This is a genomic window from Streptosporangium brasiliense (genome assembly GCF_030811595.1).
Lineage (GTDB): Bacteria > Actinomycetota > Actinomycetes > Streptosporangiales > Streptosporangiaceae > Streptosporangium > Streptosporangium brasiliense.
Window position 1 is genome coordinate 658,727 of record NZ_JAUSRB010000001.1, and the last position, 26,950, is coordinate 685,676.

22 protein-coding genes are annotated in these 26,950 nt (G+C 71.9%); 9 read left to right on the forward strand and 13 right to left on the reverse strand.

Annotation, left to right across the window (positions count from 1 at the left end; translation table 11 throughout):
* Positions 1-46: 46 nt before the first annotated feature.
* The 5 genes from J2S55_RS02925 to aceB all read right to left on the reverse strand — a co-directional run bounded on the left by J2S55_RS02925 (position 47) and on the right by aceB (position 6,614).
* Entirely contained in the window at positions 47-787 is a 741-nt protein-coding gene (locus J2S55_RS02925) for an IclR family transcriptional regulator (protein WP_306857076.1), read from the reverse strand.
* 88 nt (positions 788-875) lie between these two features.
* The gene (locus J2S55_RS02930; protein WP_306857077.1) at positions 876-2,114 is read right to left on the reverse strand and encodes a (Fe-S)-binding protein; all 1,239 of its coding nucleotides are present in this window, start codon (positions 2,112-2,114) and stop codon (positions 876-878) included.
* Between the two features lies 1 nt (position 2,115).
* Positions 2,116-3,402, reverse strand: a complete 1,287-nt coding sequence (locus tag J2S55_RS02935) for an FAD-binding oxidoreductase (RefSeq protein ID WP_306857078.1) — start codon at positions 3,400-3,402, stop codon at positions 2,116-2,118.
* Positions 3,402-4,859, reverse strand: coding sequence for an FAD-linked oxidase C-terminal domain-containing protein (locus J2S55_RS02940; RefSeq protein WP_306857080.1), 1,458 nt, complete (start codon positions 4,857-4,859; stop codon positions 3,402-3,404). Before J2S55_RS02940 ends, J2S55_RS02935 begins: the two co-directional genes overlap by 1 nt.
* Positions 4,860-5,027: 168 nt before the next feature.
* Positions 5,028-6,614, reverse strand: a complete 1,587-nt coding sequence (gene aceB / locus J2S55_RS02945; RefSeq protein ID WP_306857082.1) for a malate synthase A — start codon at positions 6,612-6,614, stop codon at positions 5,028-5,030.
* Positions 6,615-6,863: 249 nt separating this feature from the next.
* Between aceB and J2S55_RS02950 the strand changes: the two genes are divergently transcribed.
* Positions 6,864-7,559 carry a DUF4097 family beta strand repeat-containing protein gene (locus tag J2S55_RS02950; protein ID WP_306857084.1) on the forward strand — a complete coding sequence of 232 codons (696 nt, stop codon included), beginning with the start codon at positions 6,864-6,866 and terminating at the stop codon, positions 7,557-7,559.
* 132 nt (positions 7,560-7,691) lie between these two features.
* Complete coding sequence (gene hflX / locus J2S55_RS02955) at positions 7,692-9,149, forward strand: GTPase HflX (protein WP_370879586.1); 1,458 nt, start codon at positions 7,692-7,694, stop codon at positions 9,147-9,149.
* Positions 9,150-9,333: 184 nt separating this feature from the next.
* On the opposite strand, the gene J2S55_RS02960 is transcribed toward hflX, so the two are convergent.
* From J2S55_RS02960 to J2S55_RS02985, 6 genes are read right to left on the reverse strand one after another with little or no spacing between them, the layout of a single operon-like run.
* The gene (locus J2S55_RS02960; protein ID WP_306857085.1) at positions 9,334-10,929 is read right to left on the reverse strand and encodes a fused response regulator/phosphatase; all 1,596 of its coding nucleotides are present in this window, start codon (positions 10,927-10,929) and stop codon (positions 9,334-9,336) included.
* Positions 10,922-12,613 (reverse strand): ATP-binding response regulator, encoded by a 1,692-nt coding sequence (locus J2S55_RS02965; protein ID WP_306857086.1) that lies wholly within the window; start codon positions 12,611-12,613, stop codon positions 10,922-10,924. The genes J2S55_RS02960 and J2S55_RS02965 overlap by 8 nt, the downstream gene beginning before the upstream one ends.
* Positions 12,610-13,620 carry an ATP-binding SpoIIE family protein phosphatase gene (locus J2S55_RS02970; protein ID WP_306857089.1) on the reverse strand — a complete coding sequence of 337 codons (1,011 nt, stop codon included), beginning with the start codon at positions 13,618-13,620 and terminating at the stop codon, positions 12,610-12,612. Before J2S55_RS02970 ends, J2S55_RS02965 begins: the two co-directional genes overlap by 4 nt.
* Positions 13,608-14,009: an anti-sigma regulatory factor gene (locus tag J2S55_RS02975; RefSeq protein ID WP_306857090.1), complete on the reverse strand. Its 402-nt coding sequence runs from the start codon at positions 14,007-14,009 to the stop codon at positions 13,608-13,610. The genes J2S55_RS02970 and J2S55_RS02975 overlap by 13 nt, the downstream gene beginning before the upstream one ends.
* The gene (locus J2S55_RS02980) at positions 14,006-14,386 is read right to left on the reverse strand and encodes an STAS domain-containing protein (protein WP_306857092.1); all 381 of its coding nucleotides are present in this window, start codon (positions 14,384-14,386) and stop codon (positions 14,006-14,008) included. The genes J2S55_RS02975 and J2S55_RS02980 overlap by 4 nt, the downstream gene beginning before the upstream one ends.
* Positions 14,386-15,270: an STAS domain-containing protein gene (locus J2S55_RS02985; RefSeq protein ID WP_306857093.1), complete on the reverse strand. Its 885-nt coding sequence runs from the start codon at positions 15,268-15,270 to the stop codon at positions 14,386-14,388. Before J2S55_RS02985 ends, J2S55_RS02980 begins: the two co-directional genes overlap by 1 nt.
* An 880-nt stretch (positions 15,271-16,150) precedes the next feature.
* Here J2S55_RS02985 and hutI point away from each other — a divergent pair.
* The 6 genes from hutI to holA all read left to right on the forward strand — a co-directional run bounded on the left by hutI (position 16,151) and on the right by holA (position 24,612).
* Positions 16,151-17,359: an imidazolonepropionase gene (hutI, locus tag J2S55_RS02990; protein WP_306857094.1), complete on the forward strand. Its 1,209-nt coding sequence runs from the start codon at positions 16,151-16,153 to the stop codon at positions 17,357-17,359.
* Positions 17,360-17,450: 91 nt separating this feature from the next.
* Positions 17,451-18,299, forward strand: coding sequence for a DegV family protein (locus J2S55_RS02995; protein WP_306857095.1), 849 nt, complete (start codon positions 17,451-17,453; stop codon positions 18,297-18,299).
* 1,141 nt (positions 18,300-19,440) lie between these two features.
* Positions 19,441-19,872, forward strand: coding sequence for a ComEA family DNA-binding protein (locus tag J2S55_RS03000; protein ID WP_306857096.1), 432 nt, complete (start codon positions 19,441-19,443; stop codon positions 19,870-19,872).
* Between the two features lie 259 nt (positions 19,873-20,131).
* Complete coding sequence (locus tag J2S55_RS03005) at positions 20,132-22,540, forward strand: ComEC/Rec2 family competence protein (protein WP_306857097.1); 2,409 nt, start codon at positions 20,132-20,134, stop codon at positions 22,538-22,540.
* Positions 22,541-22,713: 173 nt separating this feature from the next.
* Positions 22,714-23,181 carry a nuclear transport factor 2 family protein gene (locus tag J2S55_RS03010; RefSeq protein WP_306857098.1) on the forward strand — a complete coding sequence of 156 codons (468 nt, stop codon included), beginning with the start codon at positions 22,714-22,716 and terminating at the stop codon, positions 23,179-23,181.
* A 459-nt stretch (positions 23,182-23,640) separates the two neighbouring features.
* Positions 23,641-24,612 (forward strand): DNA polymerase III subunit delta, encoded by a 972-nt coding sequence (gene holA, locus J2S55_RS03015; RefSeq protein ID WP_306857099.1) that lies wholly within the window; start codon positions 23,641-23,643, stop codon positions 24,610-24,612.
* 113 nt (positions 24,613-24,725) lie between these two features.
* On the opposite strand, the gene J2S55_RS03020 is transcribed toward holA, so the two are convergent.
* Entirely contained in the window at positions 24,726-25,619 is an 894-nt protein-coding gene (locus J2S55_RS03020; protein ID WP_306857100.1) for an EamA family transporter, read from the reverse strand.
* Between the two features lie 75 nt (positions 25,620-25,694).
* Between J2S55_RS03020 and J2S55_RS03025 the strand changes: the two genes are divergently transcribed.
* On the forward strand, positions 25,695-26,183 hold the full coding sequence (locus tag J2S55_RS03025) for a MarR family winged helix-turn-helix transcriptional regulator (RefSeq protein ID WP_306857101.1): 489 nt from the start codon (positions 25,695-25,697) through the stop codon (positions 26,181-26,183).
* 436 nt (positions 26,184-26,619) lie between these two features.
* On the opposite strand, the gene rpsT is transcribed toward J2S55_RS03025, so the two are convergent.
* A complete protein-coding gene (gene rpsT / locus J2S55_RS03030) occupies positions 26,620-26,892 on the reverse strand; it encodes a 30S ribosomal protein S20 (RefSeq protein WP_306857103.1) in 273 nt (90 codons plus the stop codon).
* Positions 26,893-26,950: the final 58 nt, after the last annotated feature.

Below are 26,950 nucleotides of genomic sequence, written 5' to 3' on the forward strand. Positions count from 1 at the left end.
GCGGCCCGCTCCCGCCGGGCGGGCCCGGTCCGCCGGGCCGGGGGCCTCAGAAGCTCAGCTCGGAGCCGAAGTCATGCGCGATCTTCCGCATGTCCCTGGCGAGGTCCTCCCGGTCGAGCGCGTCGATCCGTTCGGCCGGACCCGACACCGACATCGCGGCGACCATCCGCGAGCCGTCGTGCACCCCCACGGCCAGGCAGTGCACGCCGAACTCCTCCTCGCCCAGGTCCATCGCGTATCCCTGCTCCCGCACGCGCCCCAGCTCGGCGAGCATGCCGGGCAGGTCGGTGATCGTGCCGGCGGTCCGCCGGGGCATGCCGGTCCGCTCGACGAGCGCGGCCACCTCGGTGTCCGGGCGCCCGGCCATCAGGACCTTCCCCACCGCGGTGCTGTGCGGCAGCACCCGCCTGCCGACCTCGGCGAACATCCGCAGCCGCCGCGGCGAGGGGACCTGGGCGACGTAGACGACGAAGTCGCCCTCCAGCACCGCCAGGTTGGCCGTCTCACCGGACAGCTCGACCATCTTCGTCAGGTACGGCTGCGCCCGGACACCGACCATCCGCTCGGCGACCCCGCTGAGCCGTACCAGGGCGCCGCCCAGCGCGTAACGGCGGTCCGACTCCTGACGCACGTACCCCCGGTCGAGCAGCGTGCGCAGCAGCCGGTGGATCGTCCCGTACGGCAGGCCGGTGCCGGCCGCGATCTCCGACAGCCCGGCCTGCCCGCCCCGCTCCGCGAGGGCCTCCAGCACGTCCAGCGCCCGGTCGACCGACTGCACCCCACTCATGCGACCTCCTCGCCCGGCGGCTCGGAGTCCGCGTCCGCGGACGTCCCGTGCCCTCTGATCCGCTCGCTGCGCGCTCTGATCCGCCGGCTCATGGCACCGCCGGCAGGCCGCGCAGGGAGGCGTCCAGGACCTGGGCGACGTGCGCGACGGGGATCGCCGCCGCTCCCCGGCGGCGGATCGCCGAGGTGATCTGCATGGTGCACCCGGGGTTGGCCGAGACCAGCAGGTCGGCGCCGGTGGCCAGCACCCGCTCCGCCTTGCGGTCTCCGAGCTCCCGGGCGGCCTCGGGCTGGAAGAGATTGTAGGTTCCCGCGGAACCGCAGCAGATGGCTGACTCGGCGATCTCTCTCAACTCCAGATCGGGGATGGCGGTGAGCAGTTGACGGGGTTGGGATCGTATCCCCTGCGCGTGGGCCAGGTGACAGGCGTCGTGGTAGGCCACCGTGAGCGGCAGGGGGTGCCGCCGCGCCGCGGGGCCCAGCTCGGCGAGGTATTCCGTCAGGTCGACGGTCCGGATCGCCCGGGCCCGGTCCGCCCACCCGCCTTCCAGGATCTCGGCGTACTCCTTCATGGTCGACCCGCAGCCCGCCGCGTTGACCACGACCGTGTCCACGCCCGCCCGCTCGAAGGTGGCGATCGTCCGCCTGGCGAACCGCTCCGCCTGCCCCTGCTGCCCGGAGTGCAGCGACAGCGCCCCGCAGCAGCCCTGCGAGGGAGGGATGACCACCTCGCATCCCTCCAGCGCGAGCACCCGGGCCGTGGCCGCGTTGACCTGGGGGAAGAACTCGCCCTGCACGCATCCGGTGAGCATCCCGACCGTGGCCCTGCGCCTGCCCCTCGCCTCGACCCTGCGGGGCAGCCGCACCCTCGCCGGGACCGGGGGAGCGAGGTCGGCCATCGCCGCCAGGGACGGGTTGATCCGCTCCAGCCTCGGGGCGATCCTGCGGCGCAGCCCCGCGCTGAGCCGCAGCGGCAGCCGCATCGCCCGCAGCCGCCGGGGATAGGGGAAGAGCTGGAAGACCAGGGCGCGCAGCGCCCGGTCGTCCGGCCGCCGGACGTGCGTCCGCTCCACCTCGGCCCGGGTCTGCTCGATCAGCCGGTCGTATCTGACCCCCGAGGGGCAGGCCGTCACGCACGCCATGCACCCCAGGCAGGCGTCGAAGTGCCCGGCCATCTCCGGCGTCAGCGGCGTGCCCTCGACATGCTGCTTCATCAGGTGGATCCGGCCGCGCGGGGAGTCCATCTCCTCGCCCCACAGGACGTATGTCGGGCACGTGGGCAGGCAGAACCCGCAGTGCACGCAGTCGTTGATCAGCTCGGGGTCCATGTCAGATCCCTCCCACCGACCGGCCGGGAGACATCCTCCGGCCGGGGTCGAACCGTTCCTTGACCCGCCGCATGAGCGGCAGCGCGCTCACCGGGCCCCAGCGGTCCACCCGGCGCGCGAGCCCGTACGGCGCGGCGAGCACGGTCAGCCCGCCGCCGAGGGGGCCGAGGCCGTCGCGTACGGACGACACGAACCCCGCGAACGCCGAGCCCTCGACGTCCGGAGGCAGGGCGATCTGGAGGATCCCCGACGCCACCGATCCGCGCACCCGCGCGGGCGGCCCGTGCGCCGCGACCGTCCGCAGCGCGTCGCCCACGCGGGCGGGCCGGACCCGCAGCTCCAGCAGCGGCTCGTCGCCGGGCAGCGTCCCCCACCAGCCGGGCGGGCGGTCGGCGACCCGTGCGGTGCCGTACTCACCCATCAGGGCCCGTACGGCCTGCGCCCGGTCCCCGGCCGCGCTCCCCTCGACCAGGGCGGCCACGGTGGGCGCGTCCCGGAGGTCGGGCCAGTCCAGCTCGATCGCGCTCGGCTCGGCCTGGGAGGCCGCGAGTTCGAGGGCGAGCGCGTCCACGCCGGGGAGGGGGCCGGGCCGGCCGTCGCCGTCCGGGGGGCCGGGAGCGGGCATCCGGACGGTGATCCAGCGGCGGTCGCCGGGGATCGGGTGGAGGCGGAAGGCGGCCTCGGTGATGACGCCGAGCGTGCCGTAGGAGCCGGTGAACAGCTTGCCCAGGTCGTAGCCGGCGACGTTCTTGACGACCCTGCCGCCGGATCTGGCGACCGTGCCGTCCGCCAGCACGACCGTGACGCCGATCAGCAGATCGCGGGCCGTGCCGTAGCGGAACCTGCGGGGGCCGGCGGTGGCGGTGGCGAGCACGCCGCCGACCGTGGCGCCGGCGAGCGGGACGTCGAGGGAGAGCTCCTGCCCCCTGGCGGCGAGGGTCTCGGCCAGCGAGTCCGTGGTCACGCCCGCCTGGACGCGGACGACGAGGTCGCCGGAGGCGTGTTCGAGCACCTGGTTCAGGCCGCAGGTGTCGAGCAGCAGGTCGCAGCGCTCCGGCGGGGGACCCCAGTGCAGTTTGGTGCCGCCGCCGACCGGGACCACGGCGAGATCGTGCTCGGCCGACAGGCGCGTCAGCGCGGCGACCTCCTCGGTGGTTCCGGGCAGCGCCACCCAGCGGGGCAGGACCCCGGCCACGGCGTCGCCCGGCCCGGCCCGCCGGACCGTCACGCCTGTCTCGCGCAGCGCGTCCGTCAGAGGGGCCGCGCCCGTCCCGTGCAAGGCGTCCATCAGAACTGTTCCGCCTGTCCTGACTCGACCAGCGGGTGCACGCCCTTGCGGACTCCCGGGACCTCGCCGCACAGGCGCGGGGTGGGGAAGACCTTGCCCGGGTTCGACAGGCCGCGGGGGTCGAAGGCGCAGCGCACCAGCTGCATGGTGTCGAGATCGTCGTCGGAGAACATTTTTGTCATATATCGCGACTTGTCCACGCCGACACCGTGTTCGCCGGTGATGGATCCGCCGTGCTCGACGCAGAGGTCGAGGATCCTCCCCGAGACCAGCGCGGCCCGCTCGCCCGCGCCGGGCTCCGCGTCGTCGAACAGCACCAGCGGATGCAGGTTGCCGTCACCGGCGTGGAAGACGTTGGCCACCCGGATGCCGTACTCGCGCGACAGCCGGTCGATGCTCGCCAGCACCTCCGGCAGCGCGGTCCTGGGCACGACCCCGTCCTGCACGATGTAGGCGGGGCTGATCCGGCCCACCGCGGCGAAGGCCGACTTGCGGCCCTTCCAGATCGCGGCCCGCTCCACCGGGTCGGCGGCGACCCGCAGCTCGAACGCGCCGCTCTCCCGGCAGATCCGGGTCACCTCGCCGAACTGGTGCGCGACCTCCGCGGCGGGGCCGTCCAGCTCCACGATGAGCACCGCCCCGGCGCCCTCGGGGTAGGCGCAGGCCACAGCCGCCTCGGCCGCCTCGATCGCCAGGGCGTCCATCATCTCGATCGCGGCCGGCAGGATGCCGCCGCCGATGATGGCCGACACCGCCTGGCCGCCCCGCTCGATGCCGTCGAACGCCGCGAGCAGGGTCGTCACGGTCTCCGGGGCCCGCGTCAGCCGTACGGTGACCTTGGTGGCGATGCCGAGCGTGCCCTCCGAGCCGACGAAGGCGCCCAGCAGGTCGTAGCCGGGGTCGGCGTCCGACAGCTCGACGATGTCGCCGTCGGGGGTGACGACCTCCAGGGCGAGCACGTGGTTGACCGTGAAGCCGTACTTCAGGCAGTGCGCGCCGCCGGAGTTCTCCGCGACGTTGCCGCCGATGGAGCAGACCTGCTGGCTGGAGGGGTCGGGCGCGTAGTAGTAGCCCTGGTCGCGGACCGCCTCGGTGATCGCCAGGTTGGTGACGCCCGGCTCCACCACGGCCCGCCGGTCCGCCAGGTCGATCGAGAGGATCCGCCGCATCTTCGAGGTGACGATCAGCACCCCGTCGGTCCGCGGCAGCGCCCCGCCCGACAGCCCCGTCCCCGCGCCCCTGGCCACGAACGGCACGCCGTGGTCGTTGCAGAGCCGTACCACGGCCGCGATCTGCTCGGCGGTCTCCGGCAGCACGACGACGCCGGGCGTGGCCCGGTGATGGGTCAGCCCGTCGCACTCATAGGTGCGCAGCCGCACCGGATCGGTGATCACCGCTCCGTGGCCGAGCACCTCCAGCAGGCGCCCGGCCAGTCCGTCGAGTGTCTTCGTCCCCATCGTTCCTCCTCCCGCGTGCGCGGGAGCTGGGCAGTGCCCCTGCTCCCGCGGCCACCCGGTTGATCGAGGACAACATCCCTCTATGTCGCATTCTCGCTCAGGATCGGGGTGCCGGCGCCCCGATGACCGTGCCCGCCCCGGACCACCGGTCCAGGGGCGGGCGCGCTGTCACGGCATGCGCGCGTAGGCGGGCAGAGTGAGGAACTCCGCGAAGTCGTCGTCGAGGGCGACCTCCTTGAACAGGGCGGTGGCCTGGGCGTAGCGGGCCTCGTCGTAGCCGGGCTCGGCCTTGATCCTGGCGAGCTCCTCGTCGATGATCCGCTCGACGAGCTCCTTGGTGACGACGGTCCCGGTGTCGGCGAGCTCGATGTCGTTGTGGATCCACTGCCAGATCTGGGACCGGGAGATCTCCGCGGTGGCGGCGTCCTCCATCAGGTTGTGGATCGCCACCGCGCCCAGACCGCCCATCCAGGCGGCGAGGTAGCGCAGCGCCACGTCCACGTTGTTGCGCAGGCCCGCCTCGGTGATGTCGCCCGGGGTCTTGGAGACCGACAGCAGGTCGGCGGCGGAGACGGAGACGTCCTCGCGCAGGCGGTCGAGCTGGTTAGGCCGGTCGCCGAGGACGCCGTCGAAGACGTCGCGGCAGATCGGGACCAGGTCGGGGTGGGCCACCCAGGAGCCGTCGAAGCCGTCGCCGGACTCGCGGGTCTTGTCGGCGGTGACCTTCTGCAGGGCGACCTTGTTGACCTCGGGGTCGCGGCGGGAGGGGATGAACGCGGCCATGCCGCCGATGGCGTGGGCGCCGCGCTTGTGGCAGGTGCGGACCAGGAGCTCGGTGTAGGCGCGCATGAACGGGGCGGTCATGGTCACCGCGTTCCGCTCGGGCAGCAGGAACTCCCGGCCCCGGGTGCGGAACTTCTTGATCACGCTGAACAGGTAGTCCCAGCGGCCGGCGTTCAGCCCGGCGGAGTGGTCGCGGAGCTCGTAGAGGATCTCCTCCATCTCGAACGCGGCCGGGTAGGTCTCGATCAGGACGGTCGCGCGGACCGTGCCCTGCGGGATGCCCAGCAGGTCCTGGGCCCTGACGAAGACGTCGTTCCAGAGGCGCGCCTCCAGGTGCGACTCCATCTTGGGCAGGTAGAAGTAGGGGCCCTTGCCCTTGGCGATCTGCCGCTGCGCGCAGTGGAAGAAGTAGAGGCCGAAGTCGACCAGCGAGGCGGAGAACGGGGCGCCGTCGAGGGTGAGGTGCTTCTCCTCCAGGTGCCAGCCGCGCGGGCGGACCACGATGGTGGCGAGCTCCTCGTCGGGCTTGAGCGCGTAGCTCTTGCCGCCGGCCGAGAAGTCGATGGCCCGGTCCAGCGCGTCGCGCAGGTTGAGCTGGCCGTTGACGGTGTTCTCCCAGGTGGGGGCGTTGGCGTCTTCGAAGTCGGCCAGCCAGACCTTGGCGCCGGAGTTGAGCGCGTTGATCGTCATCTTCCGGTCCACCGGGCCGGTGATCTCCACGCGGCGGTCGGTCAGGCCGGGCGCGGGCGGGGCGACCCGCCATTCGGACTCGCGCACGTGCCTGGTCTCGGGCAGGAAGTCGAGGGTGCCGCCGGCCGACAGCTCGGCCTGGCGAACCTGCCGGGCCTCCAGCAGCTCAAGGCGCCGGGCGCCGAACTCGCGCTGGAGGGCGGCCAGGAAGGCCAGTGCCTCCGGCGTGAGGATCTCGTCGTAGCGGTCCTGCGAGGGGCCGGTGATCTCAACGCCGTCCATGAGCTTCCTTTCCACATCATGGAAAAAAACTTCTGAATTGTGGAATCGACGCTACTGGATGGCCCCTTCCCGGTCAAAGACAGGGTCGGCTAAGGGCAGAGTCGGGGGAGTCCCTGATACGCCGGGGCCCCGCGCCCGGTCACAGTTGAGTCGACTCCCTCCGCGGAGGGGGACTCCCTCCGCGGAGGGAGTCGAGAACGGATCGTGAGAGGGAGGCGGAATCCCTCCCCGGAGTTGAGGATTGGGCTCATGAAGCAGAACACGATCGTCGCGGGGGCGCTTCTGGGCTCGGTGCTCCTGCTGTCCGGTTGCCAGATGAACTTCGACTTCGGCAGGCAGGAGCAGGAGGTCGTCTCCTACGACGTCACCGGCGACCTGAAAGTCCTGGACGCCCACACCGGATCCGGGGACATCGTGGTCACCGGGTCCGACCGCTCCGGCGCGCGGGTGACCGAGACGCTCCACTGGAGCGGAGACAGCGGCGACAGGCCCACGACCGAGCACCCCGTGGCCGGCGGGACGCTCTCGCTGCGCCACAAGTGCCCCAAGGGGAACTGCTCGGTCGACTACAGGATCGAGATCCCCAAGGGGCTCAGCGTCAAGCTGGACACCGGTTCGGGCAACCTCACGCTGCGCGGGCTGGCGGGCGAGGTGGAGGCCGACACCGGCTCCGGCACCGTCGAGGCCGGCACCCTGGGCTCCAAGCGCTTCACCGCCGAGACCGGCAGCGGCGAGGTCGAGGTGAAGTTCACCTCCGCGCCGGACCACGTCGAGGTCCGCACCGGCTCGGGCGGCGCCACGGTACGGCTGCCGCAGGGCCCCTACGACATCACCGCCGAGGCCGGCGCCGGTGAGAAGGTCGTCCAGGTCACCGACGACCCCTCCGCTCCCAGGACCGTCGTGGTGAGGACGGGTTCCGGGGACGCCAAGGTCCTGCCCTCCTGAGGACGCCGGCCCCGCCCCGGGTTCTCTGCCGAAAACGGTCGATAACCAGATGAGACGCGGGCGTTCACGTGGCACCATCGAAGGGAAGAGACCCGAGGGGTTCAGGCGTTCAACTCTTCGGAGAGGACGCATATGAACCACGCACCTGAATGGAGCAACGACATAGACACTCGTGAGCCGCTGGACATTGACCAGTTCGACGACCTGCCCGATCTCGGTGAGATGGACCTGGCCGAGCGCCAGGCGCTACGCCGGGTCGCGGGGCTCTCCACGGAGCTCGAGGACGTCACCGAGGTCGAATACCGCCAGCTGCGACTTGAGCGGGTCGTTCTGGTGGGCGTCTGGACCTCGGGCACGGCGACCGACGCCGAAAACTCACTCCTGGAGCTGAAGCTCCTCGCCGAGACCGCGGGTTCGGAGGTGCTGGAAGGTGTGATCCAGCGCCGCCAGAAGCCCGACACGGCCACCTACATCGGTTCGGGCAAGGCCCAGGAGCTCGCCGACATCGTCTCCGCCACCGGCGCCGACACCGTCGTGTGCGACGGCGAGCTGAGCCCCGGCCAGCTCCGCCAGCTCGAAGAGGTCGTCAAGGTCAAGGTCATCGACCGGACCATGCTGATCCTCGACATCTTCGCCCAGCACGCCAAGAGCCGTGAGGGCAAGGCGCAGGTGGAGCTCGCCCAGCTCAACTACCTGCTGCCGCGCCTGCGCGGCTGGGGTGGCAACCTGTCCCGGCAGGTGGGCGGACGCGCCGCGGGCGGCGTCGGCATGGGCGGCCGTGGCCCCGGTGAGACCAAGATCGAGCTGGACCGCCGCCGGATCCGTGAGCGGATGGCCAAGCTGCGCCGCCAGATCGCCGAGATGACCACCTCGCGCGTGACCAAGCGGGCGCGGCGGCTGGAGCGCGAGGTCCCGGCCGTGGCCATCGCCGGCTACACCAACGCGGGCAAGTCCTCGCTGCTGAACCGGCTGACCGGGGCCGGCGTGCTGGTCGAGGACGCCCTGTTCGCCACGCTGGACCCGACGGTCCGCAAGGCGCACACGCCCGAGGGCCGGCTGTTCACGCTGGCCGACACCGTCGGATTCGTCCGGCACCTGCCGCACCAGCTCGTCGAGGCCTTCCGCTCCACGCTGGAGGAGGTCGGCGACGCCGACCTGATCCTGCACGTGGTCGACGGCTCGCACCCCGACCCGGAGTCGCAGCTCGCCGCCGTGCGGGAGGTGTTCGCCGACATCGAGGGCGCCCGCGACATCCCGGAGATCGTGGTCATCAACAAGGCCGACGTCGCCGACCCGGTGGTGCTGGCCCAGCTGACCGCGCGCGAGAAGCACACCGTCGTGGTCTCGGCCCGCACCGGCGCCGGGATCGACGAGCTGCTGGCCGTGATCGAGCGTGAGCTGCCCCGCTTCGACCAGGAGGTCAGGCTGCTCGTGCCGTACCAGCGCGGTGACCTGATCTCCCGGGCGCACCAGGAGGGCGAGGTGCTCGGGATCGAGCACACCGAGGAGGGCACGATCCTGCACGCCAGGGTCCTGCCCAGCCTCTTCGCCGAGCTGGAGAGGACCGCCAAGCCGGTCGAGACCGTCTGACGGCCGCCGACGTCACGCCCCGCCCTACCCCCCTCCGGGGGCGGTACGGCGGGGCGTCGCATGTCCGGGGCCGGGCACGTCCGGGGCCGGGCACGTCCGGGGCCGGCGGGGCCGCGGGCCGGGGCCGGGCATGTCCAGGGTCGGCGGGGCCGCGGGCCGGTGCCGCGGCGGCACCGGACGGGGCTCAGGGAGAGGCGCTCCCGGCCGCCACGCGGCGGAACGCCACCAGCGCCACGTCGTCCTCGCGGGCGCCGAACTGCTTGATGAGCCGGTCGCAGAAGAGCTCCAGATCGTCTTCCACGGTCTCCGCCAGCTGCCGCACGATCTCCAGGCTCTCGTCGAGCAGCTTGTCGCGGTCCTCGATGAGCCCGTCGGTGAACATCAGCGCGCATCCCCCCGGCGGCAGGGTCAGCCGGTCGACCCGGTAGGTCTCCTCGGCCACGCCGAGCAGCAGGTTGCCCAGGAGGTGGTAGCGGGGCTCGCCGCCGCCGACGAGCAGGGGCGGGATGTGGCCCGCGTTGGCGATCTCCATCTCCCCGGTCTCCGGGTCGATGAGGATCAGGCACACGGTGGCGGTCATGCCCGGGTGGTAGCGCCGGAGCACGTCGTTGAGCAGGGCCATGGACGTGCCCAGGTCCACCGTGCCGATGAGCGAGGCGCGCAGCGCGTGGCGGAGCTCCGCCATGACCGTCGCGGCGAGCAGGGAGTGCCCCTGGACGTCGCCGATGGCGACGAGCACCCGCTCGCCCAGCCGCAGCACCTCGTAGAAGTCGCCGCCGACCTCGATGTTGTCGACGGCCGGCTGGTATCGCCAGCCGATCGCCAGTCCGGGCGTCTCCGGGATCCGCGCGGGCAGGAGGCTGCGCTGCAGGGTGAGGGCGATCGCGTGCTCCTCGGTGTAGGCGCGCAGCGCGTCCACCGTCAGGGCCAGGGCCTGGCCGAGCTGGCGAAGGATGTTGAGCTCGTCCCCGCCGAGCGGCTGGGCCGCCTCCACCCCGAGATAGACGGGCGGTCTGCCGACCTTGGTGCGGCACAGCACGGCCGAGACGTCGCCGCTGATGTCGGCGTCGGGCATCAGCTTCAGCCAGTCGCCGGTCGAGATCGTGAAGACCTCCGTGCCGGCCGCGTTGCCCAGGGACATCGCGCTCAGCGCCAGCAGCGTCTCCGGCGCCGCGGCCTTGGAGGTGGCGACGCTCTGCGGAGGCTTGGCGGTGAACCTGCGGATCCGGCCGTCCGGCGGGAGCGCGAGCGCTCCCGCGTGCCTGCCGAGGATCCGGGCGGCGCCTTCGACCGCCGTGGCGAGGAGCCGCTCGAAGGTGTCGGCGGAGTTCATCGCGAGGGTGACCTCGGTGAGGGACGCCAGCCGCTCGGCCATCCGCTCCGCCCGCTGCCGCGCGCGGTAGTAGCGCAGCGTGGCCTCGACCGTCGCCGCGAACTCGTCGGGTTCGACCGGCTCCGCCAGGTAGGCGTCGGCTCCGCGTTCGAGGCCCTGGGCCCGGTCGGCGGGGCTGATCGCCGCCCCGGAGATCTGGATGACGGGTATCGAGGAGGTCGCCGCGTCGGCCTTGATCTGCTCGCAGACCTCGTAGCCGCTGATGTCGGGCAGCCGCACGTCGAGGACGACCAGGTCCGGCCGGAGCTCCCTGACCTTGGCGAGCGCCTCCAGACCGCCGGTGGCCTGCACGACCTGGTGCCCCGAGCGCCGCAGCCAGCTGGACAGGATGTAGAGCTTGGTCGGCGTGTCGTCCACGACCAGCACCGTCGCGGATCCCTCATTCATCGCGATGCCCCAGGGTGTTCCGTACGGCCTCCAGCAGGCTCTCCCTGCTCAGCCCGTGTTTGGAGATCACGGTAGCGGCTCCCCGCGGGTACTGGCTGGAGGAGGCCACGGTGACCACGAGCACCGGCACCCCGCGCAGCCGCTCGTCGTCGGCCATCCGCTGTATCAGGGCCGCGCCGTCGAGCCGGGGCATCAGCAGATCGATCAGCGCGAGATCCGGCGGGTGCTCCGTCATCGCCTCCAGTGCCACCAGCCCGTCGGAGGCCTCGTCGACGTGGGCGGCGAACCCGGTGAGCATCCGCCGGACGGTGGCGCGGAACTCCTCGTCGTCGTCGGCGACGAGCACCCGGCCGATCACCGGCGCCGCGCCGTGCCGGTGCGGCAGCCGCAGGGTCACCGTGGTGCCCTCACCTACCGCGCTGGCCAGCCGGAGCGTGCCCCCCATCGCCTGGGCGAGGCGGCGGGCGTACGGCAGGCCGAGCCCGGTCCCCCTGGTCCGTAGCTGGATCGGCCCCGGCACCTGGAAGAACTCCTCGAAGACGTGCTCCAGATGCTCCGCGGGGACGCCGATCCCGGTGTCGGTCACCTCGAAGACCATCTCCTCGGTGCCGGCGTCGACGCGCACGCTGAGCCCGACCTCGCCCTCCTCGGTGAACTTCAGCCCGTTGGACAGCAGGTTGCGCAGGATCCGGGTGAGCATCACCTCGTCGGCGAACAGCTCCTCCGCCCCGTCCGTGACCTCGACCGAGAGCGTGACCAGGTCGGTGCCGCTGGTGGGGCGCAGTGTCATGCGCAGCCGTTCGGCCAGCGCGACCAGGTCCACCGCGGACGGCTGCGGGTCGAGCCGCCCCGCCTCGGCCTTTGCCATGTCGAGCAGCTCGCTCACCAGAGACAGGAGGGTCTCCGCCGAGGAGCCGATGAGCTGGATCTGGTGGAGCTGCTCCTGCGCCAGCGGGTCGCCGCCGGGGCCGACCAGGAGGCGGACCAGGCCGATGATCGAGTTGAGCGGGGTGCGCAGCTCGTGGCTGACCGTGGCCCAGAACCTGTTCTTGGCGTCGCTGGCCTCCCGCAGCTGCGCGGACTTCTCATCCAGCTCCGCGTACAGCGCCACGACGCCGCGGTTGGTCTCCTCCAGCTCCTCCGAGAGCTGGTTGTACAGGGCGAGCACGCCCTGGTTGGTCTCCTGCAGCTCGGTGTTGAGCTGCAGGACCTCCTCCAGGGTGGCGGCGAGCTCGCGGTTCTGCTGGCGCAGCTCCTCGAGGGCGGTGGCCGGGGTCAGCCGGCCGAGCTTGGCGCGGATCTCCTCCACGGATGGCCTGGGGCGGCCGCTCGGGAGCCGTTTGAGCATGTTTATCCGTCCCATGGCGGGATCGAGCTCGATCGCGTCGACGAGACGCCCCGCCAGCGTCACGCCGTCGGCCGGCCGCAGGTCGGCCGGTGCCGACAGGTCGATCCTGATGATCAGGCTGTCGAGTCCGAGCAGGAAGGCGGCGGACGCGCCGGTGCCCTCGCTCAGGACCTCCCGCCCGATCTCGCTCAGCGCGGTGGCCACCCGGATCTGGTCCTGGCTCTCCAGCCCGACCGCCTCCGCCACCTCACGGCCCAGCTTGCGCATGGCGAAGACGTCCTGGTCGTTCAGGACGGGGATCCGGATCAGCTCCTGCCCGGTCGTGTCGGCCGTCATGTCCACGGCCTCACGGCGACCACGCAGGCGTCGTCCCTGCGGGTGCCCGCGTCGCGCAGCAGCGTGGCGGCGACGACGGAGGGGGTGCGGGTGACGAGTCCGGGATAGGAGGTGATGTCCCAGCGGTCGGAGAGTCCGTCGGAATGGAGCACGATCATGCTGTGCGGCGGCACGGCGTATTCGTACTGGCGCAGGGTGCGGGCCTTGTGCCCGGCGATGCCCGGCACCGAGATCATTCCCTGCCGGCCCTCCTGGTGGGTGATCCACGCCGCGACGTTGCCGAGGCCGGCGAAGCTCACCACGCCCGCCGCCCGGTCGATCCGGGCCACGGCGACCGCGCCGCCCCTGGTCGAGCCGAGCCCCTGGTGGATCCGCTCCAGGACGGTGGCCGGGGCGAGGTCCGCGTGCCGGAGGAACAGCCGTACCGCCTCCTGCGAGGCGTAGGCCGCCGCGCTGCCGTGGCCGAGCCCGTCGCAGAGCATCACGCTCGTCGTCGTGCCGGTACCGGCGCTGGCGAACGCGTCGCCGCAGACGGCCTCCTCGCCGATCGGCCGGGTCACGCCGCTCAGCCGCGACTCGGGGCGCGGGGCGCCGCGCGCGGTGAAGTACATGCCGAGCACCGTGCCCCGGCCGGGCATGGAGTGAACCTCGTATCCGCTCGCCATCCGCGCGATGCCGCCCATGCCGATGCCGAGCGTGCCCGCGGTGGAGTAGCCGTCGCGCAGGGCGCGGGAGACGTCGCGCATGCCGGGCCCCCGGTCGATCGCGATGACCTCGATCGCCGAGTCCAGCTCGGGATGCGGCCGGATCAGCATGGTCCCCTCGACGGCGTGTTTGACCAGGTTCGAGGCGGCCTCGCTCACCGCGACGGCCACCCGCCCGGCGTCTTCTTCGTCGAACCCCCGGGCCTCGGCGAGCGTGACGGCGGCACGGCGGAGGGAGCCGATCGCGCTGGCGTCCTCGGCCCGTGTCCAGGTGTCGTTCTGGGAACGGATCACCGTGCCCATTTCGTCACCGTGACCAGCGTTCCTTCACCGGGAGCCGACCGCAGGTCGAATTCGTCCACCAGACGGCGCGAGCCGCTGAGGCCGAGGCCGAGGCCGCCGCCGGTGGTCCATCCGTCGGTGAGCGCCTGTTCGATGTCGGGAATGCCGGGCCCGTCGTCGCTGAAGGCCAGCCGTAGCCCCCGGCGTATGCCGTTGTGCACGATCTCGATCCGCACCTGCCCTCCTCCGGCGTAGACGAGCGCGTTGCGGGCCAGCTCGCTGGCCGCGGTCACCACCTTCGTCTGGTCGACCAGGGAGAGCCCGACGTTCACAGCGGCGGTCCTGACGTGCTGGCGCACCAGGACGACGTCGCTGTTGCTCTTGATGGGCAGCTCGTCGGAGGTCGTCACCGGTCGGCCGCGACGATCTGCGCGCCGTCGATGTGGTTCAGCAGCGCGACGCCCTTTTCGAGGTTGAGCGCGGTGCGCACGCCGCCGAGCGAGAGGCCCAGCTCCACAAGGGTGATCGCCACCGCGGGCCGCATGCCGACGACGACCGTCTCGGCGTCGAGCATGCGGGAGATGGCGGCGATGGTGGCGAGCATGCGCCCGATGAAGGAGTCGACGATCTCCACGGCAGTGATGTCGATGATCACCCCTCGCGCGCCGGTCGCGACCACCCGGTCCGCCAGATCCTCCTGCAGCGCGAGCACGCTCTGGTCCTGCAGGTCGATCTGGATCGAGACGATGAGGATGTCCCCGAGCTTGAGGACGGGTACGCGGTCCATCACTCCTCCACGGTCCGTACGGCGATGCGGGTCCCCCTGTGCTTGACGAACTCGACGCCGCTCTCCCGGAGCGCGTGCGCCAGCGCGTCGGCCAGCGAGGCCTTGGTCACGATGTCGCCGAACTCGATGCCGAGGGTGACGATGGTGTGGGCGATCTGCGGGCGGATGCCGGAGATCACGCACTCGGCGCCCATCAGCCGTGCCGCCACCACGGTCTTGAGCAGGTGCTGGGCGACCTGGGTGTCCACCGCGGGCACACCGGTGATGTCGATGACCGCGTGCTCGGAACCGGTGTCCACCAGCGTCTGCAGCAGCTTCTCCATCACCACCTGGGTCCTGGCCGAGTCGAGCGTGCCGACCAGCGGCACCGCCACGATGCCCTCCCAGAGCTTGACCACCGGGGTGGACAGCTCCAGGAGCTGTTCGGCCTGATCGATGATGATTTTCTCCCTCGCCGCCGCGTAGCTCTCCACCGTGAAGAGCCCAAGCTCGTCGATGACCTGAGAGAACCAGATGAAACCTCGCAGGGCCTCGGGAGATCCGTCGCTCTCGACGAGCTCGTACAGCGCCTCCTTGAGTCCGAACACCACGATGGCGGTATCGGTCGGGGTGAACCCCTGGCGGGCCCGGGTCCGGGACAGCTCGGCCAGCAGTCCGCGCAGGTCACTGGAGTCGCTGGAGTCGGTGGAGTCACCGAACGACCGGCGCAGCGCCTGGTAGAGCTCACGGAGCTGGCCGGCGAGGTCACCGCGGTCCACCTGACCGTTGGAGGAGGAGCCGGCTATCTCCAGCCAACGCTTGAGGACGGGCGCCTCGTTCTCCTGGAGCAGCTCTTCGATGCGACGCCGGCTGGCGTCCGCGTGGACGGACAAGGTAACTCCCATATGTGCGGCCTTATGGACAGCTCGCACGAAAGATTACACTGAACGTCCTGCTTAGAGCCTATTTCCGGGGGTGCGGGCAGGTCCCGCGCAGAGTCGCGGGAGCCCCGAACCGGGGGACCGTAGCCGGTCCCGCCACCCGTTCCGAGAATCCCTCCGGCGACGTGACCGTGATTTCTCCAGTGACTTCTCCGGTGGCGTGACCGACTTCTCCGGTGGCGTGACCGCTCGGGGGCCGGGAGAGCTCGGGGGCCGGGAGGGAACGTGATCGCCCGTGGAGCGGGACGGGGCCCGGCGGCGGCCCGCCCGCCGGTCCTCCCGCTTCCGGACTGGACGGATCTTCCAGGCTAGGGGGATCGGATGCCATGTTTCAATGAGCGGGCTTGCCCTGGGGGGGCCTTGTGATGTGCACTGATGGCACGCGAAAGCGGTACAAAAGCCCCAAAGATGACAGTGGTCGGCCGCGGTTTGGATTGCTACCATAAGGCAAATCTGCCGAGATGTTAGGGTGCAAGTTATCCCGGCGACTGCTGTGACAGGCGGGAAAGAAGTGGTCTGAGCAGTGAAAACACGTTCAAGGCCGAGTGTGACCGAGAAACCGGTCCGCCGGAGGCGGCTACGGCGAAGCGGCGTTCTTCCCAATTAGCCTGTACAGCGAGCTCACTTGTGAAATAACGTAACTGAACTGAAATCGCCTGATCATGATCCCGGCGATACTGTCGCCGCACCACGAATATGCGGATGAGAGCAGGAGACCCCCCAATGTCGTCCGGACTCACAATGGATCCGGTGGGCATGGAGCCCGGCATCGGCTGGGTCCGCCCCTCGTTCCCGGAAGCGGTCTCCCTCCCGACGTCTTCCCCTGCGACAAGGCGGTGATGCGATGACGGTCCGCCTTCTGACCAACATCGGCCGGCTCTGGACCGGCAACGACGTGTGCAGCAACGCCGCGATCCTGGTCCACAACGACCGGATCGCCTGGGTCGGCCGTGCCGCCGACCTGCCGCAGAGCGTCCCCGGCGTGGTGGACGACATCGTCGACGTCGACCACGTCGAGAACCTGGGCGGCGCGCTGGTCACGCCCGGCCTGATCGACGCCCACACCCACCCGGTCTACGCGGGCAACCGCTACGCCGAGATGGCGATGCGCTCCGGCGGCTCCACCCCCTCCGCGATCACCGCGGCCGGCGGCGGCATCGGCTCCACCGTCACGGTGACCCGGGGCACCGACCCGTGGACCCTGTGCAACGGCGTCCGCGAGCGCCTGCGCGACTGGCTGCTCAGCGGCACCACCACCGTGGAGGCCAAGACCGGCTACCACCTCACCCGCGACGGCGAGCTGGCCGACGTGCGGCTCCTGCGTGAGCTCGAAAAAGAGCCGATGATGCCGCGTGTGCACGTCACGTTCATGGCCGCGCACGTCGTCCCGCCGGAATACTTCGGCCGCCAGCGCGACTACGTCGAGGCCGTGGGCGCCTGGTGCGCCGACGCCGCCGCGGCCGGGGCCGACAGCGTAGACGTCTACTGCGACGAAGGTCACTTCACCACCGACGAGGCCCGCTGGGTCCTCGCCTCGGGGCGCAACGTCGGCCTGCTGCCGCGCGTGCACGCCGGCGCCTACAGCCGCCGCGGCGCCGTCCAGCTCGCCGCCGAGCTCGGCTGCGCCTCCGCCGACCTGCTCCACCACACCTCCGACGAGGACATCGCGATCCTGGCCCGCTACGGCGTCCCCGCCGTGGTCTGCCCGGGGACCGCCCTGCAGCGCGGCAGCCTGCCCCCGGTCCGCCGCATGCTCGCCCAGGGCGTCACGGTGGCCCTCGGCAGCGACCACAACCCCGGCCACTGCGGGATCACCTCGATGTCCCTGGTCATCAGCCTCGCCGTGGCCGCCTTCGGCATGAGCGTCGGTGACGCGCTCCGTGCCGCCACGCTCGGCGGGGCCACCGTCCTCGGCGTCCCCGACCGAGGTGTCCTCGCACCTGGCCGCCTGGCCGACATCGTCCAGTGGGACGCCGACCACGAAGGCGCCTTCGCCTGGGCCTTCGGTCTCAAGCCCCGCCGGGTCTGGCGCGGCGGCACCCCCGTCCAGTAAGGCCGCGCCGCCGTCCGGCGCGCGGTACGGAGAGCGGCCCGGCGGTGACGCCGGTCCCGATCAGGCATTCTCAGCTGGGTAATCTCTGCATATGTCGCCACCGGTAGCCGTCGTCACGGACTCCACCGCCTATCTTCCGCGGGAGGAGACCTCCCGGCTGGGGATCAGTGTGGTGCCGCTCCAGGTCGTGGTGGGCGGCCGGCCGCTCGACGACGTGGCGGAGATCGACGGCGCGAGGATGAACGACGCGCTCAGGGAGTGGGCCCCGGTGACGACCTCCCGGCCCGCTCCCCAGCGCTTCGCCGACGTCTACGACGAGGCCGCGGCGCGGGGCGCGGTCGGCGTCGTCTCCGTCCACCTGTCCGGGGAGATGTCGGGCACGGTCGAGGCGGCCCGTGCCGGGGCCGAAGACGCGCTGATCCCCGTCGAGGTCATCGACAGCAGGTCGATCGCCATGGGGCTGGGTTTCCCCGTCCTCGCCGCCGCCGAAGCCGCGGCCCGGGGCGCGACCCGGACCGAGGTGGCGGACGCCGTCCATCGGTGCATGGCCTCCACCCGTAGCTTCTTCTACGTGGACACCCTGGAATACCTGCGCAGGGGAGGCCGGATCGGCGCCGCGGCGACCCTGCTCGGATCCGCTCTGATGATCAAACCGCTGCTGCACATCGCCGAGGGGGCGATCGTCCCCTTGGAGAAGGTCCGCACCGCCGCCCGGGCCATCGCCCGACTCGAAGACCTCGCCGTCCAGGCCGCCGGGACCGGGCCGGTGAACGTCGCCGTCCAGCACCTCGGCGCCCGATCCCGTGCCGAGGCCCTGGCCGGACGCCTGCCCCAGCGCGTCCCCGGGATCGCCAAGGTCACCGTGGTCGAGATGGGCGCGGTCATCGGGGCGCACGCGGGCCCCGGCATGCTCGGCCTGACCGTCTCGCCCTGCGCCTGACGCCCCGATCCCTCCTGGCGCCTCGGTCCTTCTTGGCGTCCCGGTTTCTCCTGGCGCGCCGCCGTACTCGTCGCGGTCGGTCGCCGACATGGCGCGTCGGAACGATCACCGGACCGACGTGGCGTAACGCCTTATCGGCCGCGCTCGCCCGTCACGGGTGCCGCACCCGGGATCAGGGCCGGACCGCGGTGGCGTCGACCTCGAACAGTATGCCCGGGTGTGTCCGGACAGCGATGTCCACAGCCTCGCCGTAGGGCGGACAGGTTGTACACAGAGCCGCGTTCGGCCAGCGATCGCCCGGTGGCACCGCCGTAGCGTCCGGGTTGTGCGGACCACAGAGCAGGCCACCGAGCGATTGCGCGCCGCGTCACGACTGCGGATGCTGACGGCGTCCGGCGCTCCTGCCCCCACCCCTTTTCCGCCGTTGCCCCACCGCCCGGGCCCCCGGGCCCGTTCTGACGGCCCGGTCGCTCCCGCACGGTCCGACACCTCCGTGACACCCGGCGCTCCGGACAGCCCGGTCCACTCTGCCGCCTCCGCCGATCTGGACAGCCAGGCACGGCCCGATGGCGCCGCCGGTCTGGTCCGTCGGGCATGGCCGGGTGGCGTCGCCGGTCCGGAGGGACGGGCACGGGTCGATGACCCGTCCGATCTGGGTGGTCGGGCACGGGCGGGTGGCTCCGAGCGTTCGGAGGGACGGGCGCGGGCCGGTGGCCCGTCTGATCTGGCCCGTCGGGTATGGGTGAGTGGTGTCGCAGGTCCGGAGAGGCGGGCGCGGGCCGGTGGCTCCACCTCTGCAAGTGGCGTCGCCTCTGCAGGTGGTCCGGCGCACTTTGACGGACCCGCCGCCCGGATACGCTCCGGCCCGATCCCGCCCTCCTTCGAGGCCCTCCGTACGGCTGTCGCCACCCAGGGGCCCATGCTCGCCCCCGGCCGCCCAGGACTGCGCCTGCTCCTCCTCATCGCCCTGGTCGCGGCCGTCGCCGGTGGGGTCCACCTCTGGCGATCGCAGCCGGAGCCCGAGCCCCTGGCGCCGCCCTCGCCCGTCTCCGGTCCTCCTCTCCCGACACCGGCCTCCACCCTTTTCGCTTCCCCGCAGTCCGGTTCCTCACGGCCCGGTTCTCCGCAGCCCGGTGCTCCGTTGTCCGGCAGTGCCATCGAGGTGACCGTTCACGTCACCGGCAAGGTCCGCCGCGCCGGAGTGATCACTCTGCCCGCCGGTTCCCGAGTCGCCGACGCGGTCCAGGCCGCCGGCGGCGTCCGTAGAGGGGCCGCCGCCGGCCCTCTCAACCTCGCCCGCAAGCTCGTCGACGGCGAGCAGATCGTCGTGGGCGCCTCCGGTCCCGCCGTCGCGGCACCCGCTCTGGCCGACCCCGCCGCGGCCGTCCTCGACCTCAACGCCGCGACTCAGCAACAGCTCGAACAACTGCCAGGTGTCGGCGAGGTGCTCGCCCGCCGTATCGCCGAATACCGCGACAGCCACGGCGGCTTCCGCACAGTCGAGCAGCTCCGCGACGTCAGCGGCATCGGCGACCGGAAATACGCCGAGCTGAAAGACAAGGTCCACGTATGACCCGGCTCCTTCCCAAGACGCGGCCGTCGGGCTGGTTTTCTCGGGGTGCTGTCATCGGGGCGGTGCTTTCAGGAGTTGTGAGTTCTGATCTGGTGTCTTTGAAAGTGCGGCCGTCGGGCTGGTGTTCTCGGGGCGCTGTCATCGGGTCGGTGCTTTCAGGAGCTGTGGGTTCTGATCTGGCGCCTTTGGAGGCGCGGTCGTCGGCTCGGACCTTTCGGGGGATGCGGTCGTCGGCCCGTTGTCTCCGGAGGGCGCGGTCATGAGCCGGTTCGGTGCCTCCGCCATGGTCCGGGACGACGGCCCCGCCGAGAGGGGCCTGCGCGCACATGCTCTCCACCTGGTCCCGTCCGCCCTCGCGTCCTGGGTGACCGCTCTCGTCCTGCTGGGCTGCTCTCCCTCGGCGGGGGCCGCGGTGGCCGTGGTGGCGGCTGTGGGCGCGCTCTTGGTGGCCGTGGCGGTCCCCGGCGGAGGGATGGCCGGTTGGCGGAACGTCCTGATCGCGGTGCTGGGATGCGCGGCGGCCGTGGCCGCGGCGGTGGCCTTCCGGGTGCACGCGGTCGGCACGGGGCCGGTGGCCGAGCTGGTGGACAGGCGCGCTTCGGCGGTGGTGGAGGCGGTGATCACGGACGACCCCCGGGAGCTGCCCCAGCGCGGGGGGACGTTCCGGAGGGAGAGTTCCGTGGTGCCCGCCCGCATCGAGTCGATCGCGACGCCGGCGGGCAGGATCACGTTGCGCGCTCCGGTGGTGATGTTCGTTTCGGGAGGTGAATGGCGGTCGCTGCTGCCCAGTCAGCGGGTGGCCGTCCAGGGACGGTTCGGCCCGGCCGGCTCCGGAGAGCTGCTCGCGGCGGTGGTGCTCGTACGAGGACCGCCGCGAGTCATGAGCGGTCCCTCATGGGTGCAGCGCACGGCCGGGATGTTCCGGTTGGGGCTGCGGGAGGCGGCCGGTGTGCTGCCGCCGCTGCAGCGCGGCCTGTTGCCGGGGCTCGTGGTCGGTGACGTCTCCCATCTGGACCGGCAGGTCAGGGCCGACTTCAAGGAGGCGGGGCTCAGCCATCTCACCGCGGTCTCCGGGGCGAACCTGGCGGTCATGGCGGGGGCGGCGGTCGCGCTGGCCCGGACCGCGGGGCTGCCGCTCGCGGCCCGGGCACTGCTGGCGGTGGCGGCCATGCTGGCCTTCTCCGTCGTCGCCCGCCCGTCGCCCAGCGTGCTCCGTGCCCTCCTCATGGGCACCGTCGCCGCGGTGGCGCTCGGTACGGGCCGCTCGCGCGACGGTGTCGCGGCACTGTCGGTGACCGTCCTGGGGCTGATCCTCTTCGACCCCGTCCTCGCCCGGTCCTACGGCTTCGCCCTGTCGGTCTGCGCCACCGGCGGCATTCTGGTCCTCGCCCCCCGATGGCGGGACCGCCTCGCGGGGCGGATGCCCCGCTGGGCCGCCGAGGCGATCGCCGTGCCCGCCGCGGCCCAGGCGGCGGTCACCCCGGTGCTGGTCCTGATGTCCGGCCAGCTCGCACCGGTGGCGATCCCCGCCAACCTGCTCGCCGGGCCCGCCGTCGCACCCGCGACCCTGCTCGGATCCGTCGTGGCGCTGGTCGCGCCCCTGCACATGGGGCTGGCTCAATCGCTGGTGCGGCCGGCGGGTCTCGCCGCCGGGTGGATCATCGAGGTGGCGGAGCACGCCGCCGGACTCCCTCTGGCGGTGATCCCGTGGCCGGGCGGCGTCACCGGACTGATCATCCTGGCCGTCGCCGCCCCGATCGCCGTCCTGGTGCTGCGCCGCCGGTGGTCGCGCCGGGCCGCCCTGGCCGTGGTGACCGGGGTGGTCGTCGCCGTCGCCGTGGTGACGCCGGCTGCCGCTCGCTGGCCGCCCAGAGACTGGCTGCTGGTCGCGTGCGACGTCGGCCAGGGGGACGCGCTGCTGGTCGCCGCCGGGCCGGGCCGGGCCGTGGTGGTGGACGCGGGACCGGACCCGGTGCTGATGGACCGGTGCCTGCGGTCCATGGGGGTCCGCGAGGTGCCGCTCGTCGTCCTCACCCACCCACACTTCGATCATGTCGGCGGACTGGACGGCGTTTTCCGAGGTCGCCGTGTGGGGGCGGTGGTGGTGACCCCGCACAGAGTCGCGGAGCGGGAGAGCACCAGGCTGAGCGCCGGCCTCGCCCGTCGCCGGACCGTCGAGTGGCTGGCGCGGCCCGGCGCGACCTGGCGGTTCGGCCCCTCCGAGCTCACCGTCCTCGGCCCGCCGACCGAGGCACCCCCGGTGGGAGGAGGGGAAGGGGCGGTGGTCAACAACGCCAGCGTCGTGGTCCATGTGCGCTGGACGGCCGGGACGGCGCTGCTCAGCGGAGACATCGAGACCGAGGCTCAGGCGGAGCTGCTCCGGAGAGGTCTTCCCCGGGCCGACATCCTCAAGATCCCCCATCACGGATCGGCCGGCCACGACCCGGCGTTCTTCGCGGCCACGGGTGCCCGTGCCGCGCTGATCAGCGTGGGAACGGACAACGACTACGGCCATCCGGCCCCGTCGACTCTGGCCCGGCTGAACGGGCTCGGCGTGCGCGTCTACCGGACCGACCTGTCGGGAGACCTCGCCGTGGTGGCCCGCCAAGGCGGACTGGCCGTCATCCCTCGGGGCCGTCCCGGCCGGATGGGATCTCCATGGCCCTGACGGCGTCGACCAGCCGGCCGTGCGGCGGCGCCGGGTGGCCGGAATCTGCCGTACCATGTACGGTACAGCGTACGGTTCATATGGCGCCGGAGGAGGCCCGGGGCGGGCCCCGTCGAGGACGGAGGGTCGGTGGCCGTGTGCCGGGCAGAGTGCCGATCACGAAGGAGCAGACAGTGACGGAAACCCAGGGATCCCCGTTCGATGGCGGTGCCTTCACCCCGACGGCCGAGGACCGGCAGAGCGTCGAGGCGTGGTTCGCCGAGTACGACGCCCACAGCGCGAAGGTCGACGTCGAGCGGATGGCGGACATGGCGATGTTCCCCCTCAACGTGGTGACCGACAGCGCCGACGGCGAAGGTCTCGCGGCCCAGTGGACGCGCGAGCGGTTCATGCGCACGATGTCCGAGGTGATGGGGGGCGGTGAGCAGGGAGAGATCCAGATGGAGTCGACCCGCACGCCGCACTTCCTGACCAAGAACCTGGTCGTCGTGGTCACCGACGCGACGATGACCATGAACGGCGAGGCGTACGGCATGCGCTATGCGGACCTGTTGGTGAAGGCCGGCGGCAGGTGGGTCTTCCAGACCATGGTGCAGGGAGGGTGGGCCGAGGCATGGAATGAGGCCCCGCAGAGCGCCTGACCGCCTTACGGCCGCCCGCTCCACGGACCTCCCTGCCGGCCAGGGCCGCGAGGAACGCCGGCTCCCCGGTGGGCCCCCGCACGTGCTCTCCCCGTCTCCCCCCGTGCGGGGGTCAGGCCCTCCCGTGCGGGATCAGATCCCTCCGTGTGGGGGACAGGTCCCCATGCGGGGGGCAGGTCCTCCCGTATGGGGGTCAGGCTGAGGATTTGGCCGGGCGGTGAAACTCGGTGTCCACGTCGGCGGCGTACACGGAACGGCTGCAGGGTGCGCAGCGGTACATGATGGGGCCCTCGTCGAGGGCCGTCCCGCAGTGCGGGCAGGCCTGGCGGCAGGTGGTGGAGTTCATCGTGGGTTTCGCCTTTCTTGCTCGCTCCAAGACTGCCCCAGGCCGCCTGCATTCGGATTGCGAATGGCTTGCTTGTTGTGATCCGGTCACCGGCGCATGGCATGCTGCTGAGCATGGCGGCGACCGTTCCAGCACCCGTGACCCTGATACTCGGCGACGAGGAGTTGCTGGCCGACCGTGCGGTGGGAGAGGTGATCGCGGGGGCCAGGGCGGCGGATCCGGGGACCGAGGTGCACGATCTGACCGGTGGGAAGGTGGAGTCGGGGGAGCTGACCCGGCTGACCTCGCCGTCGCTGTTCGGCGACAGGTCGGTGGTGGCGATCCGCTCGGCCCAGGATCTGGCCAAGGAGGTCATCGCCGAGATCGTCTCCTACGCCGCGCATCCGGCCGAGGACGTCACGCTGGTCCTGGTCCACCCCGGCGGGGTCAAGGGAAAGGCTCTGGTGGACGGGGTCAAGAAGGCCGGCGCCCACGTGGTCACCGTCACCAAGCTGACCAAGCCGGCCGAACGGCTCGCGTTCGTCAAGGCCGAGCTGAAGCGGGCGGGACGGACCATCGGCGGTGACGCGGCCGCCGCCCTGCTCGACGCGGTGGGCAACGACCTCCGAGAGCTCGCCGCGGCCTGCAGCCAGCTCGCCTTCGACACTCCGGGCAAGGCCATCGACGAGGCGGCCGTCGCCCGCTATCACCGGGGCCGGGCAGAGGTCAGCGGGTTCACCGTGGCCGACTCCGCCGTCGAAGGACGCCTGGGTGATGCCCTTGAGCAGCTCCGCTGGGCGCTCGCCACCGGGACGGCCCCGGTCCTGCTGGTGAGCGCGCTCGCCGGAGGGCTGCGCTCGCTGGCCAAGGTGGGTGGAGCCCCGCGCAACCTGCGTGGCGGGCAGCTCGCCAGCCATCTCGGTATGCCGCCCTGGAAGATCGACCGGGTCCAGCGGCAGCTGAACGGCTGGGGCCCCGACGGCATCGCCCGGGCGCTCCAGGCCGCCGCCGCCGCCGACGAGCAGGTCAAGGGTGGCGGCGCCGACCCCGCCTACGCGTTGGAGCACATGATCCAGACCGTCGTCGCCAGCCGTACGGGCCGTTAGCCCCTGTCCTGCCGGCTCTGCCGCGGCGAGGTGCCGTCCGGGGCGGGGCCCGGCGCCCCGATGGCCGGAAAGCTCGGGCGGTGCCTGGGGGGTCTGCGGGTTCGTGGTGGTGTCTAGGCGGTCTGCGGGTTCGTGGTGGCGCGGGTGCGGCGGAGCGAGGGGAGCTGGCCGAGCACGGTCGCGGCGAGGGCCAGCGCGAAGCCGGTGAGCTGGAGCGGGCTCAGGGACTCGCCGAGGGCGATCCAGCCGAGCAGCGCCGCCGTGAGCGGGCTGAGGGTGCCGAGCAGGGAGACCTGGGGGGCGGGCAGCCGGGAGACGCCGCGGAACCACAGGGTGTAGGCGGCGGCCGTGCCGACGAGGCCCAGCCAGAGGTAGCCGCCGATGGCGGCTCCGTCCAGCGCGGGCGGCATGCCCTCGATGGCGAGGGCCACCGGAGCGATCACCAAGCCGCCCGCGGTGAGCTGCCAGCCGGTGAGGGCCAGGTCGCCCACGCCTGCGGGCTTCCCCCAGGAGCGGGTGAGGACGACTCCGGCCGCCATGCCCGCCGCGGCGATGACGCCCGCCACGATGCCGACGGCGTCGAGAGCGGCGTTGGCCCGCAGCACGACGAGGGAGACCCCGACCGTGGCGATGATCCCGGCGAGCACGCGGTGGACCGGGACGGTCTCACGCAGCACGGCGCGGGTGAACCCGGCGACCAGGAGTGGCTGGATGGCGCCGAGGACCGCCGCGACACCACCGGGCAGCCGGTAGGCGGACAGGAAGAGCAGGGGGAAGAACATGCCGATGTTCAGCGCGCCCAGCACCGACGCGCGCCACCACCAGTCGCCCTTGGGCAGCACTCGCGTCACGGCGATCAGGAGCAGCCCGGCGGGTAGCGCGCGGAGCAGGGCGGTCAGTAGCGGGCGGTCCGGAGGGAGGAACTCGCTGGTCACGATATAGGTGGTGCCCCAGACGGCGGGGGCGAGAGCGGTGGCGGCGATGAGGGCCGGACGCGGGGCTGTCACGGGGGGACTCCTTCAATAAGATCAGCAGCAAGTAACTTAGCACTAAGTTATTTATAGTCAAGCTATCCTGATCGCATGACTGAGGACCCGGTTGACCGGATCGTGATGCAGTGGCAGCGGGAGCGGCCCGACCTGGAGCCGTCGCCGATGGGGATCTTCGGGCGGATCTACCGGATCGCCCGGCTCATGGGGGACCGCATAGAGGAGGTGTACGCGGCCTACGGCATCGGCCGGGGTGAGTTCGACGTGCTCGCCACCCTCCGCCGGGCCGGCGAGCCGTACACGCTGTCACCCAAGGCCATGACCGCCACGCTCATGCTGACCTCCGGCGGCATGACGGGACGGCTCGACCGGCTGGAGCGGGCGGGGCTGATCGTCCGCACCCCTGATCTCGAGGACCGCCGGGCGCTGCGCGTCAGCCTGACCGTCCAGGGGCTGCAGGTGATCGATGAGGCCGTGGCCGCGGGACTGGCACCCCAGCACCAGGCGCTGGCCGTGCTGTCGGAGGAGGATCGCGAGCGGCTCGGTGACCTGCTCAGGGCCCTGATGGGCGTCCTGGAGTAGTCCGGCCCGGCGAGGGGTGATCTCCAGGTCCGCCGGATCTGGTCTGCCGAGTCGCGTTGGCCATGTCCTGCCTGGCCGGGGAGCGGTCGCGTGTGGCCACACCTGGCCTGGCTTGGGAGTGGTCGTATATGGCCACGTCTGGCCTGGGAGCGGTCGCGTTGGCCATGCCCGACCTGGCCGGGGAGCGGTCGCGTGTGGCCACACCTGGCCTGGCCTGGCCTGGGGGTGGTCGTGTATGGATCCGCCCGGCCTGGGAGCGGTCACATATGGATCCGCCCGGACCGGCGTGGGTCCGCCCGGACCGGAGGCGGCGCGATCCGCGGGTCCGCCCGGCCCGGCCTGTGGAGGGGCCGGGGCGTGGGGGAGCGGGGGTCGGGGGAACGCCAAGACGCCGCACCCCCCTTATCGGGGGATGCGGCGTCTGGAAGAACCTGGGTTACTTGGCAGCCGAGAGCTCGACGACGCGCTGGGCGATCGCCGACTTGCGGTTGGCGGCCTGGTTCTTGTGAATCACGCCCTTGCTGGCGGCCTTGTCCAGCTGGCGGGAGGCGGCGCGCTGGAGCACGACGGCCTCGTCGACGTTGCCCTGGTCGGCGGCCTCGCGGAACTTGCGGATCGCCGTCTTGAGGGACGACTTGACAGCCTTGTTACGCAGCCGGGCCTTCTCGTTCTGCCGGTTGCGCTTGATCTGGGACTTGATGTTCGCCACGAAGAAGCCTCGGTGAATGTCGTCGGAGTGGGGCGCGCGGGCAGAGAGGGCGCGCCAC